The sequence below is a fragment of the Corallococcus interemptor genome, assembly GCF_003668875.1.
In the GTDB taxonomy this organism is placed as follows: Bacteria; Myxococcota; Myxococcia; order Myxococcales; family Myxococcaceae; genus Corallococcus; species Corallococcus interemptor.
On the sequence record NZ_RAWM01000034.1, the window covers coordinates 43320 to 58081 of the forward strand.

Genomic DNA, 14762 nt, shown 5'->3' on the forward strand with positions numbered 1-14762 from the left:
GATGGATGTGAGCCCGGCTCCCCTACCTGGGAGCGGCCGAGCCGCGCACCCGGGCCCGGAGAAAGCGCCAGCGCTTGAGCCCCTCCAGGTCCAAGGGGTCCGCGCGGACCGCCAGCTCGTAGGCGGCGAGCGCCTCCTCCAGCCGGCCCACGGACGCGAGCGCGTCACCGGACAGCCGGTGGACGGCGGCGCGGCCCTCGCGGCCGGTGTTGCCGGCGAGGAAGCGGCGGCGGCACTGCTCCAGCATGGTGGCGGTGAGGCCCGCGGCGAGGCACCGCTCGATGCCCTCCACGTTGCCCAGCGTGGCGTCGTACTCCACGCGCCGCTCCACGTTGCCCAGCGTGTGGAGCGCCCCGGCCACGCGATCCAGCGCGCGGTCCACCTGGGCGCGCTGGCTGTCCGACAGCGGGCGGGCCTTGAGCAGCTCCAGGGCCCCGCGGGCGCGCTGGGCCGCGGTGCGCACGGACTCCAGCGTGGCGTCGCGCGGTAGCTCCAGCACGGCGTACGGGTCCCCGGCAAGCCGCCGGCGGAAGCCCTGCAGCACGGCCTCCGCCTGCGCGTCCTCGGGCGTGGGGATGGCGGCGGTCTGCGCGGACGTGGCGCGCGTGCTGTTCTTGAGCTGGGCCAGCTGGGCCTGGAAGGCGGGGCTCGCGTCGCGCAGCTGGACTCCAAAGCCCGGGGACATGTTCCACGCCTGGGCCTGCTCGGCGGTGACGTGGCGCACCACCTGCGCGGTGCAGGGCAGCTCGCCGCCGGGCAGCCGCAGCACCAGCGACACCTCCGACAGGAGCGCCGGGGGCGTGGAGGTGGACTGGAAGAAGAGGCCGGAGCGGCCCACCCACTCGCCCTTGAGCTCCACCGGGGCCTGCGTGCCCTGGCCGCGCAGCAGCGCGGTGAGCGGCGGCGCGGAGGGCGCGGGCGGCGGCGCGAGCGACGCCTCCAGGGCCGTTTTCAGCTCCGCGGCGGAGGCGAAGCGGTGGTCGGGCCGCTTGGCCAGCGCGCGCAGCAGCACTCGCGACAGGGCCTCCGGCACGGCGGGGTTCAGCTCGTGCGGCGGGACGGGCTCCTTCTGCAGGTGGCCCACCAGGATTTCGGCGGCGGTGCGGCCGTAGAAGGGCACCTGGCCGGTGAGCAGCAGGTACGCGAGCACGCCGGCGGCGTAGAGGTCGCTGCGCGCGTCCACGATGCCGTCGCCGCACTGCTCGGGGGCCATGAACTCCGGCGTGCCCAGGAGGACGCCGACCTCGGTGGTCATCTCACCGGCGGGGCGGGACAGGAGCTTGGCGATGCCGAAGTCGAGCAGCTTCACGCGCTGCTTGCCGTTGGCGTTGGGGACGAGGAAGACGTTGGCGGGCTTCAGGTCGCGGTGGACGATGCCGTGCGCGTGCGCGGCGCCCAGGGCGTCACACACCTGCGTCATCAGCTCCACGACGAGCGCCGGGGCCATGGGGCCTCGGGCGAAGTTGGCCAGGCTGTCGCCTTCCAGGTACTCCATGACGAGGTACGGGCGCCCGTCGCGCGAGTCCAGGTCGTAGAGGGTGACGACGTTCTCATGCTGCACCAGCGTGAGCGTGCGGGCTTCGGACAGGAAGCGCGCGACCAGCTCCGGGGCCTGGGCCAGGTGCGCGTGGAGCACCTTGATGGCCACGCGCTTCTGGATGAGCGTGTGCTCCGCGAGGAACACGGTGCCCATGCCGCCGCGGCCCAGCTCGCGCACGACGCGGAAGCGGCCGAACTCCTGGCCCACGAGGGAAGGCACCACGGGCGTGAGAGACGACATGGGAGTGGGCGGTGCGGGCAGCGAGGCCGCGGGTCCCGGCGGCGGCGTGCCGGCGTAGAGCATCGTGCCGCCATTGAGGTCCAGCCCGCGCATCAGCGTGGGACACGCCTCCGCTTCGGAGTGGGGCTGACCGCAAGAACAGATGAGAGGCGACGGGGCGAGCACGTAGGGACCGGAACCTGCGAAGGCGATGCGGGGGTGAGGACAGCGTCAGCGGCCGATGCGAGCGGTGTGCCAGCAACCGGGGTTTTCCGGTTCACGCGGTCGGCCACGCCAACCGGTTGATCCGCTTCGCTTTTCCGACATTCGGATGCGGCGTGGGTCCCAGTTCATCGGCAGACACCCCTCGGTTACGGGGAGTTTTTACAGCCCCGGGACGGAACAGTTTTCCGTCCAGCACATCCCAATACGTTTGGTCCGCAAGACCTTGGGCGACTTCCGCTCCGCCTTCCCTTCAACCGTCCTGCCGTGCAGCGAAAGTCCCTTCAAGATGACAGCACGCCGTGCGGGTTTCCAGTGCGCAGCGACATGAACATCTCCGCTGGAAAACATCTCGTCCGCTCTCGAAGAAAGCCGTGATTGCGCATCTGGCTGCGGGAGCCGGGAAGACACTGCGGCCCTAGAGGAACGTTCGGTTCGAACTGTGTCGGGAGGCCGACAAATCGGCCCCGGATGAAGTGGCCTGCACGGATGACGGGGCTTTCAAGGCTTCTGTCAGGACGCGGCTGCGTGCGGCGGGGACGCGGGGTTTCGTCACCCCTCCTGCGCCACCTTCTTGAGCCAGAACCAGCGTCCGTTGGAGCGGAGGGCGCCCTCCAGGAACTCGGAGAAGGCGCTGGCGATTTGGGGGCACTGGGATGGATCCGGGAAGCCTTCGCGGAAGCCGTCACGCAGGGGATAGCGGCCGTCGTGCTGCTGGCTCACGTCGAGCAGGACGTAGTTCCCGTCGCGGACCTCGCAGATGGCGTACCAGGCTGCGGGGCCTGACCGGTCCGTGTCGTCCTGGCTCATGACGATCCGCGCGCGGCGGAGCTCGGACAGTGGCGGGAAGGAGAACGCGGGGTCGACTCGGTCGAAGAGGTCCGCGCCATCGCAGTGCAGGTAGAAGGCGCGGAGGTCCGGGTCCAACCGCCATCCGGCGCGTTGTTCGAAGGCGTCGATCTGCTCGGGCGTGGCGGGAGGGCGTGCGTGGTGGAGGCGCGAGACCTCTTCGAGCAGGGCGTTCATCGACACGGAGCCACCTCAGGAAACCACAGTTGATCGCGTGCGTTCACTCTGCCGCCACGCCGCTCCGGCGGAGCAGCATGGCCCGGCATTGACGGCGTGATGCTCGCTGCACTCCGCCCCGAAGCGCGGCGCAACCCAGGCCGTAGCCCTTCGTCGTTAGCAAGTCGTAGTTTCAACCCACGCTCCGCCCCGACCCGGGACACCGTCAACCCGGAGCCGCACTTCCTCAAGTTTCAACCCACGCTCCGCCCCGAAGAGCGGAGCGACGGATGGCCTCCACCGCGCCCGTGTTGCCCCCGGGTTTCAACCCACGCTCCGCCCCGAAGAGCGGAGCGACCATGGACCTGATGCAGTACCGGCGCGGAGAGTCGTTTCAATCCACGCTCCGCCCCGAAGAGCGGAGCGCCCCCCCGGGGAGATGGTGCTTATCGCTCTGGAAGAGCTTCAACCCACGCTCCACCCCGAAGCGCGGAGCGACCAGGACACTACGGCGGCCCTCCTGTGCGACCCCAAGTTTCAACCCACGTTCCGCCCCGAAGAGCGGAGCGACCTGGCGACATCAACAACAACTACACCGGAAACCTGTTTCAACCCACGCTCCGCCCCGAAGAGCGGAGCGACGAGGCCCAGGACGCCGCCGCCACCACCACCGCGAGTTTTCAACCCACGCTCCGCCCCGAAGAGCGGAGCGACACTTGACGACGGCCCGGTCGGCCCGCTGCTGGTTGTAGTTTCAACCCACGCTCCGCACCGAAGAGCGGAGCGACATAGCACCGCAGCACATCGGCATCGCCGAGCAGGTGTTTCAACCCACGTTCAGCCCCGAAGAGCGGAGCGACTGGCGAAGAATACCGGCGGAAACATGGCGATGCAGTTTCAACCCATGCTCCGCCCCGAAGAGCGGAGCGACCCGCCACCTGCAGCGCGCACAGGGCGGTGTTGGGGTTTCAACCCACGCTCCGCCCCGAAGAGCGGAGCGACACTTGGAGAACTCCGTCTCCTGTTCCGCCCACTGCTGGTTTCAACCCGCGCTCCGCCCCGAAGAGCGGAGCGACGGCAGCGTACGCATCGACGGTAACAGGGCCGGTGTTTCAACCCACGCTCCGCCCCGAAGAGCGGAGCGACTCGGTGACGGACATCTTCTTCGCCAGCGGTCCCTCGTTTCCAACCCACGTTCCGCCCCGAAGAACGGAGAGACGTCGATCAACCATGGCCGCGGGCCGTTGCCGGAGTTTCAACCCACGCTCTGCCCCGAAGAGCGAAGCGACAGCCGCAGTTCCAGCGTCCGCAGGTCGCGGTGGTTTCAACCCACACTCCGCCCCGAAGAGCGGAGCGACCGCGCGCACTACCGCAGCAACTCGCCACATGGCGATGTTTCAATCCACGCTCCGCCCCGAAGAGCGGAGCGACATTCTCCCCGCGACGCACCCCTTCTGGCAGCGGCGTTTCAACCCACGTTCAGCCCCGAAGAGCGGAGCGACCGACGCGGACGGCAAGGCGCGCACCGTCTCCCCGAAGTTTCAACCCACGCTCCGCCCCGACGAGCGGCGCGACCCGTCCGCATTGGCTGTCTCACGTCCTCCAAGGTTTCAACCCACGCTCCGCCCCGAAGAGCGGAGCGACCTCTGCGGTGCGCCGCTCCACCGGGGAGATGCGCAGGTTTCAACCCACGCTCCGCCCCGAAGAGCGGAGCGACCTGACAGTGATGCTACGCATGGTGTTGATCCTGTGGTTTCAACCCACGCTACGCCCCGAAGAACGGAGCGACTCGGAGTGGACGGCGAGGGAGGTGGCGGGTGGCGGAGGTTTCAACCCACGCTCCGCCCCGAAGAGCGGAGCGACTTGTCGCCGTCGGTGTGGACCATTAGCGCGTCCTTGTAGTTTCAACCCACGCTCTGCCCAGAAGAGCGGAGCGACCGTGCGAGTCCCGCGGATGCTCCAGCACGCCTCCGTTTCAATCCACATTCCGCCCCGAAGAGCGGAGCGACTCTCGAGTGCCGCAGGTGCGCGGGGGCTGGATGCTGCTTCAACCCACGCTCCGCCCCGAAGAGCGGAGCGACTGGCGCCGTCTTGGAGAATGCTGCCGTCGTCCGTGTTTCAACCCACGCTCCACCCACAAGAGCGGAGCGACGGCGCCACCAGCCACACCGACTACTTCAACCGGTACCTGTTTCAACCCACGCTCCACCCCGAAGCGCGGAGCGACCATCGGAACTTCCTCGCGCTCCAGGAACGCGCCGTTTCAACCCACGCTCCGCCCCGAAGAGCGGAGCGACGTGGCCAACCAGAACCCGGAGATCTACCTTCCGGAGTTTCAACCCACGCTCCGCCCCGAAGAGCGGAGCGACCCCGCTCGCGCAGGGCCTCCGGGCACGGAGCGTGGTTTCACCCCACGCTCCGCCCCGAAGAGCGGAGCGACCCCGCTCGCGCTCCAACTCCGCCACCCGGGCCTGTTTCAACCCACGCTTCGCTCCGAAGAGCGGAGCGACCTTCCTCCAGCACCTGGCCGGGTCGGCGATGGTGTTTCAACCCACGCTCCGCCCCGAAGAGCGGAGCGACCGGAGCACCGGCGTCATGGCCTTCCAGCCGTTGGTGTTTCAACCCACGCTCCGCCCGAAGAGCGGAGCGACCAAGCGCGCTCCCAGCTGCTGCTGCGCTACCCCAAGTTTCAACCCACGCTCCGCCCCGAGGAGCGGAGCGACCCATCGGACGCGTGCCCTGCAAGTTCCAGCTGTCGTTGTTTCAACCCACGCTCCGCCCCGAAGAGCGGAGCGACACTCACCCAGCCCCTTCGCCTTGTCGTTGTAGAGGTTTCAACCCACGCTCCGCCCCGAAGAGCGGAGCGACAGGAGCGCGCCTATTACGCGCGCCTCATGGCCGTGGTGTTTCAACCCACGCTCCGCCCCGAAGAGCGGAGCGACCTTCGTGTCCGCAGCACCGCCGTGCTCAAGCGGTTTCAACCCACGCTCCGCCCCGAAGAACGGAGCGACCCAAGCCCATTCTCCGGGTGCCCGTCATCCTGACGAGTTTCAACCCACGCTCCACCCCGAAGAACGGAGCGACTGCGCCGCCCCACCCTTTGCCTCACCTCGGAGCTGTTTCAACCCACGCTCCGCCCCGAAGAGCGGAGCGACCTTTTTTGTTCGTCAGGTCGCGCTGGTAGTAGGGGTTTCAACCCACGCTCCGCCCCGAAGAGCGGAGCGACCGACAACCAAGTGGCCCAGCGCCTGGGCACGAAGTTTCAACCCACGCTCCGCCCTGAAGAGCGGAGCGACTTCCAGGTCATCGGCGTGGGCGTCAAGTACGGGTTTCAACCCACGCTCCGCCCCGAAGAGCGGAGCGACCGCGTTGGGCGCGTAGCTGTACGCCGCCCAGACGTGGTTTCAACCCACGCTCCGCCCCGAAGAGCGGAGCGACCGCGTTGGGCGCGTAGCTGTACGCCGCCCAGACGTGGTTTCAACCCACGCTCCGCCCCGAAGAGCGGAGCGACCAGCAGCGGTGCTGCAAGCACAGCGGCCCCGAGGAGTTTCAACCCACGCTCCGCCCCGAAGAGCGGAGCGACAGACGCTGCCGGCGACGCTGCCCACGCCCCTCCCCTGTTTCACCCCACGCTCCACCCCGAAGAGCGGAGCGACATCCCGCCCAGTGCGAACCGCTACTGGCGGATCGTGTTTCAACCCACGCTCCGCCCCGAAGAGCGGAGCGACCGGCGCTGTCCGTCAGCGGATCCCTGCCCTGGGTGTTTCCCCCCACGCTCCGCCCCGAAGAGCGGAGCGACCCACCGCCGCGCTTCGCTGCTGCCCGCCGATGATGTTTCAACCCACGCTCCGCCCCGAAGAGCGGAGCGACCTCGAATTGGCCCGGGATCATGTCCTCGATGTCGTTTCAACCCACGCTCCGCCCCGAAGAGCGGAGCGACTGACGCAGGAGTTGTCGAGGTCGGCGAGCACCAGGATGTTTCAACCTACGCTCCGCCCCGAAGAGCGGAGCGACAGTCCCCGCAGTGTCCAGAGAAGCAAGCCGGACAATGTTTCAACCCACGCCCCGCCCCGAAGAGCGGAGCGACCAACGGATGGGCTGCCCGTCACAGCGGGCCACTAGGTTTCAAACCACGCTCCCCTCCGAAGAGCGGAGCGACCGCCACTGCGATGGGCGTGGTGACGCAGCAGTTGTTTCAACCCACGCTCCGCCCCGAAGAGCGGAGCGACTCACCAAGAACAACGCGCTCCTCACCTGGCTCAAGTTTCAACCCACGGTCCGCCCCGAAGAGCGGAGCGACGGCAGAACATTGGCCCGTGGGTCCGGCTCTACATGTTTCAATCCACGCTCCGCCCCGAAGAGCGGAGCGACCGAACACCCACGGGGACTTCAAGCGGTGTGACGAGTTTCAACCCACGCTCCGCCTCGAAGAGCGGAGCGACACACCTGGGCAAGAGCAAGGGCGGCTGACGAGCCATGTTTCAACCCACGCTCCGTCCCGAAGAGCGGAGCGCCGAAGCCAGCAGACCGGCCGCTCCCACCAGGAGGAGGTTTCAACCCACGCTCCGCCCCGAAGAGCGGAGCGACACCTCGTCGTAGTAGAGGAGGAAGCTGCCGCCCGTTTCAACCCACGCTCCGCCCCGAAGAGCGGAGCGACCGCCAGCACCAGCAGCGCGACGGCCGGGTTTTCCTTGTTTCAACCCACGCTCCGCCCCGAAGAGCGGAGCGACTGGAGCGGCGCCGGCGCGTCCACGGTGAGCAGCGCGAGGTTTCAACCCACGCTCCGCCCCGAAGAGCGGAGCGACCTCTCACGCACCGGGGCAGGGCGGCTACTCCCAGATTTCAACCCACGCTCCGCCCCGAAGAGCGGAGCGACCGGAGTTGCTGGCCGCTTGCGCTTGAGGTTTCAACCCACGCTCCACCCCAAAGAGTGGAGCGACGAAGTCGTTGCGGATGCCCTTCCCCTTGCGCGGGTTTCAACCCACGCTCCGCCCCGAAGAGCGGAGCGACCTTCGCGGCGTCGCCTGCGGTGATGTACTGGGGTTTCAACCCACGCTCCGCCCCGAAGAGCGGAGCGACCGCGCGAAGGTTTCGCCCCGGACGCTGCGCCGCTGGGCGTTTCAACCCACGCTCCGCCCCGAAGAGCGGAGCGACCGCGCTGGAGGGCGCGAAGGTGCCGGGGCTGGTGGCGTTTCAAACCACGCTCCGCTCCGAAGAGCGGAGCGACCCTACCGGTCACAACCTATGAAATTTCCAAAGAATATCCGCCCTTTTCCGCGAACCTCCCGCTCCGGAGGTCTCCACTCGACAAAAAAGGACAGCTCCCTCCGTGCAACCTCGCGGCCTCACTCGGGATTCTCCGAGCACGAACCTCTGGCGGGCCCTCCATCGGGAGGGGTTCGCGCCGCACCTCACACGATGAGCGGTCCCGTCGGGTCGAGCGGCAGTCTCGCTCCGTAGTGCTCGCATCGGGCCTCCTCGTCGGCGTGCAGGAAATAGAAGCGCAGGCTGTCCTTCGCCAGCTCCACCTCGTCCAACAACCGCTGGCGCAGGGCCACCCATTCGCGCTTCCCCACGCGGCACTCGAAGAGCGAGTACTGCACCCGCACCCCGTGGTCCTTGCACGCCTCCGCGATTCGCCGCAGCCGCCGCGCCCCCGCCGTGTCGTCGTTCGCCACGTCGTAGCAGACCAGCACAAGCATCCCGTCACCTCACCCGGAAGGGCGAATACGTCTCCAGGTCGCCCCGGATGACCCGCGCCAGCAATAGCGCCTGGAGGTGCGGCACCCGCCCCAGGACACCTGCTGCCCCGGGAACTCGTGCTGGACCTCCACCTGCTTCGCCTCCTGGTACGCCACCAGGAAGGTCCGCCTCGCCGCGTCGCTCATCCGCCACCTGCCCGCCGCGTCCTCCTCCCAGACGCGCTCGACGTGGATGAGCGCGGCCTGCCGCTCGCAGTACACCAGGTGCTGCAGGCCGAAGATGGGCACGAGGGCGTCGGACTCGCTGGGCCCGCGCTCATCCTCCCAGTTCCATCACCTCCACGCCGGAGGGCACGCTCCCCACGCTCAGCGCGTAGTCCGAGAAGTCACGCGGGGGCTTCGAGTCGTCCTTGCGCCGCGCCGACACGGCGTCGAACAGCTTGTGCGCGGGCGCGTTGCCCAGGGCGCTCGCGTGCCGGAACACCAGCAGGCGCCGCGTCGCCATCAGCCCGCGCGCCGCGCTCCGGTCGTGGTCGAACATCTCCACCAGCGCCTTCCACAGCAGGTCCAGGTCTCCCTCGCCGAAGCCCGTCTGCTTCGCGAGCGATGGAGACACGAAGCCGTGCGCCCGGTACAGGCCATAGGGCACCGTCGTCTTGCGGCCCATGGTGCGGTTGTCGCCGCCCTGGTTGTCCGCCTCCTTCTGCGTCGCCACCGCCATCCGGGTGATGGTGTGCTCCGCCGACACCACCGGATCCAACGACCTGCCGAACGTGAGCTGCACCGGGCCCCGCACCTGTCCCGCATTGGCCTCCTTCAGCGACATCACCGCGCCGAAGGTCCGCACGTCGAAGTAGCGCCGGCACATCTCATCACGCACCTTGCGCACCACCTCGACCTCCGAGGACTTGCGCGGCTTCTTCTCCGCCTTGCCCTTGCCCTCCCCCTTCGGCGAATCCGGCGCGGCCTCCGCGCCGGGCTCCTGGGCCTTCAGCCCCAGCCGGGAGTACGCCTCCGCGTGGAGCGAGGAGAGCACCCCGCGCTCCTTCACGTAGATGTCGTGTCCATCCGCGCCATCGTGGATGAGCTGCACGTAGTTGCGCACCTTGCGCTTGAGGCACACGTCGGTGACGAGCCCGTGGCCCGTCTCCGGGTCGATGCGCGGCAGGTTGCCTGCGTCGGGGTCACCGTTCGGGTTGCCATCCTTCACATCGAACAACAGGACGAAGTCGTAGCGGTTCTTGAGTTCGGACATGGGTCATTCACTCCAAAAGACAGACAGGGAAGGAAGGGGGCTCAGGCCTCGGGACGCTCAGCTTCCGCGGGCGCCGCCTTGCGGAAGAAGTCCTCGCGTTGCTGGTAGTAGCCCACGGCGAACAGCCCCTGGGCCTCCAGCGTCAGCGCGTGGGGCCAGGACTTCGAGGGGAACCGGTCCATGATCTGCCCCATCAGCTTGTCCAGCCAGCGGCCCGCGCGATCCGCCTTCGCCGCATGGGCCGTGGACAAGCGGATCAACCTGGGCATCACGAGGCCTGGGTTCGCCATCGCCGCGCCGAAGTAGCGGTCCTTGATGCTGGCGTTCACCTCCCCCAACGCCGCGTACTGGAGCCGCTCCAGCACGGCGAACAGCCGGCCCAACTGATAGGACACCTCGGGACTGTCTGGGTTCAGCGCCACGGATACCTCCGGGAGTTGAGGGGAAAGCCGCCGCAGCCGCAGCAGCGTGGCCTTGATGAGCGCGCAGCGCGCGTACAGCAGGAAGCCTGGGGCCTCGCCCTTGTCCGGAACGCGCAGGCGGCGCAGGGCCGCCGCCAGCAGCTCCCGGGGCAGGGGACGGCGCATCATCGCCGCGGCCAGCAGCCTGCCGGCCAGGTCCGGCGGGTTGCCATCGCGTCCCGGCGGCTCCACGGCCCGCAGCAACTGCCAGAGGGACAGGGGTCGGCCCCGGCCTCCCTCCAGCCGCAGGTCATCGAACCACTCGCGCAGGCTCTGCTTGAGGTCCTGGACCGAGGACTCGAACCACTCGCGCACCACAACGCGCGCCGCGTTCCCTCCCAGCACCAACGCATAGAAGGGCTTGTCGTCGAACGCCGCCGGCTCCAGGCCCCGCAGCGGCGCCTCCGCGAAGTGGAGCGCCTGGCGGGCACCGGGCGGAGTCGAGTCCTCCTGCCGCGCGGCTGGCGCGTCGAGCAGGGCCAGCAGCGCGTCCACCGCCTGCTCGGCCTCGCGCGTCCAGAAGACCGCCACCGCGTCCTTTCCGAGCGCCACGCCCCGCCGGTAACGCCGCTCGCCGTCGCCGGACAGCATGTGGTTGAGCGCCGTGACGTATCCCTCTGCCACGGGCCGGGAGATTGGGGCGTTGTAGCCCTGGTCCAGACCATGGGAGCAGAACGCCTCCTCGTTGAAGGACACCAGGGACGCTCCCGAGGGTTGGGCGCCCGGCACCCGCTTGACGGATGGATGCAGCCGGGCCACGGGCCCCCAACGCCCCGTCACCAGGCAGCGCATGGGGCGTCCTCCGTCGTCCTCCTCCGCGCTCCGCTTCCGGCGCCAGGCCTCGCGCAGCGCGGGCCGCTCGTGCACCAGTTGCGCGTCATCCCCGGACCACCGGAAGGCCAACCGCTCTTCGCCTGTCCACTCGGCGCGCTGCTTCAGGATGCGCGGCCGCTCTGAATCGAGCCGCCCCAGGAACGCGGACACGGCGCGCGCCGCCGGGTCTTGCGTCTCCTTCGCCGCCGCGTCCACCAACTCCCGGAACGCTTTATTGCGCGCGGGATTGAGGCGAGCCTTGGCCGCATCTCCGCCATGAGCCAACACGTACTTTGCGTTGTCCACGAAGAAGCTGGCCACGACGGAAGTGCCGGACCGCTTGGGTACACGCGGCACCACGCGCCGGGGCACCCGACCCGCCTCGTCCGCGGTGGGCACCAGGGCGAGGAAGCGCCCGTCGTCCGCGACCTCCAGGAAGAAATCCACCGCCAGCGGCTCGACGTCGGGGTCCTCCAGCAGCCCCTCCCGCAGTGCGTACTCATACAGTGCGCCGATCATCATGGGCGCGCCTCCCCACCCTGTTCGCGCAGCACGGCTTCCAATGGCGGCACCGTCAGCCGCCCCCCGGCCAGCCTCGCGTCGAAGAACAGCGGCACCATGCCGTCCTTGCGATAGTCGAAGTCGTAGAACATCAGCCCCAGCGGTCGGTCCACCTCGGGCTGGATGAGCCTCACTTCTCCGGGCGCGGGCGCCGGCTCCACCTCCGCCGCGAACTCGCGGCAGCCCAGGTAGGGCGCCTGGAACGTCTGCCCCTTCTCCAACCGGCGCTCGAACATCTCCTCGAACTTGCGCAGGTTGTCCTCGGCGCCGGCCCGGTCCGTCATGCGGAAGGAGGCGGACACCACGTAGTCCACGTTCTTCAGCGCCACCGTGTTGCGCTGCGCCCTGCGGTCCGGGTGGTCCGCGAAGAACACCGTCCCCGGTGACATCCGCTGCTTCACCTCGTTGCGCCGGAAGCTCACCCACTGGATGGGCGCCAGCACCGCCACCTCATGCACCTGCCAGCGGATGGCGGGCTTCCACAACACCGATTCGAGCAGCCCCCGCGCCGCTGAGGGCGTCATCACCTCGTAGCTCACCCGCTCCACCTTCATCTCCGGCCGGCTGAAGCACGCCACCGGTCCCCGGGCCCGGAGACGGAACACCCGGCTCTCCTGTGCTTTCATGTCGTCCTCCCGTGCGTCATCCGCGCGTTCATCCAATGACCAGCGCTGTGGGCGCCCACGTCCCCACCCGCTCGGGAACCAATCCCAGACGCGGGTCGTAGGCCCCCTGCGCGGCCTCGAGGACCACCACCGTCTCCGCCACCCAGCGGGCGCATCGGCTCTTCAACCAGGCCTCCTGCTTCCCCTTCTCCACGTTCACCGTGAAGCGCTGCAGGCGCCGCAAGCGCTCACGCGAGGGCCCCAGCCGCTCGAGCTCCGCGATGGCGTCGCGCGCGTCGCCATACGGGACGACCACCGGCGCGGACCAGTCGTCCTCGATAAACCGGAACAACTCCGCCGTCGTCCTGAAGCACAGCGCCTCCCGGAGCGGGAGGAGGCCCTTCTCATCCAGGGACTTCGCGCCGTAGAGCCGCTGGAAATAGCGCTCGAAGATGGCGGGGTCGAAGAGGTCCAGGTCCGGAGCTTGCGCGAGCAGCCCCTGGGTCACCGCCATCGCGGTCCGCGCCACGCCCTTCGGCGGCTTCGTGGGCGACAGGAACACCCGCAGCTCCCCGCCAGCCGCAAGCTTGCCCTCGCGGTTGCACCGGCCCGCCGCCTGGGCCAGCGCGTCCAGTCCGCCCAGCGCGCGGTAGACCACGGGGAAGTCCAGGTCCACGCCCGCTTCCACGAGCTGCGTGGACACCACCCGCACGGAGCCGCTGCGCGCCACCGCCTCGCGGATCCGCCCGAGGACCTCGCCGCGGTGGGCCGCGCACATGAGGGCGGACAGGTGGAAGGTAGAGGCGTCCCCCAGCCGGCGGTCCACCGCCTCGCACACCTCGCGCGCATCCCCGCGCTTGTGCACGATGGCCAGCACGCTCCGCTCCCGGGCCAATGCCTCCGCCAGGTCCTCGTGAGAAAGCGGCGCGTCCGGCTCCGGCCAGCGCACGCGGACCCGGCGCAGCCGGCCAAAGGCCTCGCGGGGCTCGGGCGCGAGCTCCCGCACCTGCTCGAAGCCCTCCGGCAAGCCGGGCCGCCATCCCAGGGCGGGTTGCGTCGCCGTGCAGATGACCACGGAGGCGCCGTAGTCCGTCACCAGCGTGCGGAGCACGTCCAGGATGGGCGCCAGCAGGCCGGGCGGCAGGGTCTGCGCCTCGTCCAGCACGATGACGCTGCCCGCCAGCCGGTGCAGTTTGCGGCACGGGCCGGGCCGGTTCGCGAAGAGGCTCTCGAAGAGCTGCACCGTCGTCGTCACGATGACCGAGCGGTCCCAGTTCTCCGCCGCCACGCGGTTGCGGTGCGTCTCCCGCAGCGGGTCCCCACCGGAGTGGTGCTCCAGCACCGCGTCCTCGCCCAACGCCTCCGCGTAGACGACCGCGTTCTGTTCGATGATGGAGGTGAACGGGATGGCCACCACCACCCGCTCCAGGCCATGGCGCGCCGCGTGCTCCAGCGCGAACGCCATCGACGCGAGCGTCTTTCCGCCCCCCGTGGGGACCGTCAGGCTGAAGATGCCAGGACGCTCCGCGGCCCTGGCCCTGCACGAGGCAAGCACCTCCGAGCGTACGCGGTTCACCTCGGACAGCGGCCCGCGAGACCGCACACGCGCCTCCAGCCGCTCCAGGTGCGCCCGCAGCCGGTCACGCAATGACTCGATGGAAGGGCCACCGCCGCGCAGCGCGGCCTTCCCGGCGTCGAAGAAGGCCTCTGTGTCGAGGAAGTCGGCGTCACAGAGCGCGGAGAAGCTCATCCGGATCCACATCTCCAGGCGCCGGACCCGCTCACGCTCAGGCTCCCGCCCTCCCGGCTTCGGGGCCAGGAAGGCCGGAGTCACCGGGCGCGCGCCGGGGCGCAGCAGCCCTTCGGGGATGGGCCACTTCAACGCTTGGGCATACAGAGCCTGCCGGTCCAGCGCCTTAAGTCGCTCCGAGACGAGGGGCTCCTTGTCCGACAAGCCACCGTGGTGCCCTGCGATGATGAACGCCAGGAACAATCCCTGACCTCCTAGCACCGCCTGCGCATGCAGCGCGCCCGCCGTGGAGTGGTCTCTCGGGCCTACGGGCCCTTCCTGCTCCAGGTGCGCTTCGATGCCGTGCTCACGGCGGATGAGGTTCTGAAACGCGACCGTGTACTTCCCCAGGTCATGCCACCGGCCCGCCAAGCGCGCCCATTCCTCGGAGCCGAAGCGTCGCGCGAACCGCGCCGCCAGTTCACCCACGGATTCCAGGTGCTCCTCGAGCAGGTGCGGCCGTCCCTGTTCATCCACGTGTGCCCAGGCCGCGTGCGCATTGGACAGAGTGCCCCCCAGGCAATGAATGGCGTCAGCATGGCGCGCGCCCCACACCCGCCGGAATCCCCCAGAAGAGGCATGGTGAGACA

At 69.1% G+C, this 14762-nt stretch carries 8 protein-coding genes and 1 CRISPR repeat array; all 8 genes read right to left on the bottom strand.

Translation table 11 applies throughout. The features are described 5' to 3' along the window. Positions 1–22: 22 nt before the first annotated feature. The gene (locus D7X96_RS15315; protein WP_233610197.1) at positions 23–1873 is read right to left on the bottom strand and encodes a serine/threonine-protein kinase; all 1851 of its coding nucleotides are present in this window, start codon (positions 1871–1873) and stop codon (positions 23–25) included. Between the two features lie 660 nt (positions 1874–2533). Then, entirely contained in the window at positions 2534–3013 is a 480-nt protein-coding gene (locus D7X96_RS15320; RefSeq protein ID WP_121770052.1) for an SMI1/KNR4 family protein, read from the bottom strand. A 2659-nt stretch (positions 3014–5672) separates the two neighbouring features. Next, positions 5673–8213: a CRISPR direct-repeat array (repeat unit 37 nt; unit sequence GTTTCAACCCACGCTCCGCCCCGAAGAGCGGAGCGAC). Between the two features lie 184 nt (positions 8214–8397). After that, entirely contained in the window at positions 8398–8688 is a 291-nt protein-coding gene (gene cas2, locus D7X96_RS15325; protein WP_121770053.1) for a CRISPR-associated endonuclease Cas2, read from the bottom strand. 9 nt (positions 8689–8697) lie between these two features. After that, positions 8698–8976 (bottom strand): hypothetical protein, encoded by a 279-nt coding sequence (locus D7X96_RS40440; RefSeq protein ID WP_208647320.1) that lies wholly within the window; start codon positions 8974–8976, stop codon positions 8698–8700. Positions 8977–9004: 28 nt separating this feature from the next. Beyond that, positions 9005–9943, bottom strand: a complete 939-nt coding sequence (gene cas7c / locus D7X96_RS15335) for a type I-C CRISPR-associated protein Cas7/Csd2 (RefSeq protein ID WP_121770054.1) — start codon at positions 9941–9943, stop codon at positions 9005–9007. Between the two features lie 41 nt (positions 9944–9984). After that, entirely contained in the window at positions 9985–11739 is a 1755-nt protein-coding gene (gene cas8c, locus D7X96_RS15340) for a type I-C CRISPR-associated protein Cas8c/Csd1 (RefSeq protein WP_121770055.1), read from the bottom strand. Beyond that, positions 11736–12404, bottom strand: coding sequence for a type I-C CRISPR-associated protein Cas5c (gene cas5c / locus D7X96_RS15345; RefSeq protein ID WP_121770056.1), 669 nt, complete (start codon positions 12402–12404; stop codon positions 11736–11738). Before cas5c ends, cas8c begins: the two co-directional genes overlap by 4 nt. Before the next feature lie 28 nt (positions 12405–12432). Next, complete coding sequence (locus D7X96_RS15350) at positions 12433–14649, bottom strand: CRISPR-associated endonuclease Cas3'' (RefSeq protein WP_244219592.1); 2217 nt, start codon at positions 14647–14649, stop codon at positions 12433–12435. Positions 14650–14762 lie beyond the last annotated feature (113 nt).

Coding starts and splice junctions, on each gene's coding strand:
- cas8c (WP_121770055.1), bottom strand. CDS start 11,739: ATGATGATCGGCGCACTGTATGAGTACGCACTGCGGGAGGGGCTGCTG.
- D7X96_RS15315 (WP_233610197.1), bottom strand. CDS start 1,873: ATGCGCGGGCTGGACCTCAATGGCGGCACGATGCTCTACGCCGGCACG.
- cas5c (WP_121770056.1), bottom strand. CDS start 12,404: ATGAAAGCACAGGAGAGCCGGGTGTTCCGTCTCCGGGCCCGGGGACCG.
- cas7c (WP_121770054.1), bottom strand. CDS start 9,943: ATGTCCGAACTCAAGAACCGCTACGACTTCGTCCTGTTGTTCGATGTG.
- cas2 (WP_121770053.1), bottom strand. CDS start 8,688: ATGCTTGTGCTGGTCTGCTACGACGTGGCGAACGACGACACGGCGGGG.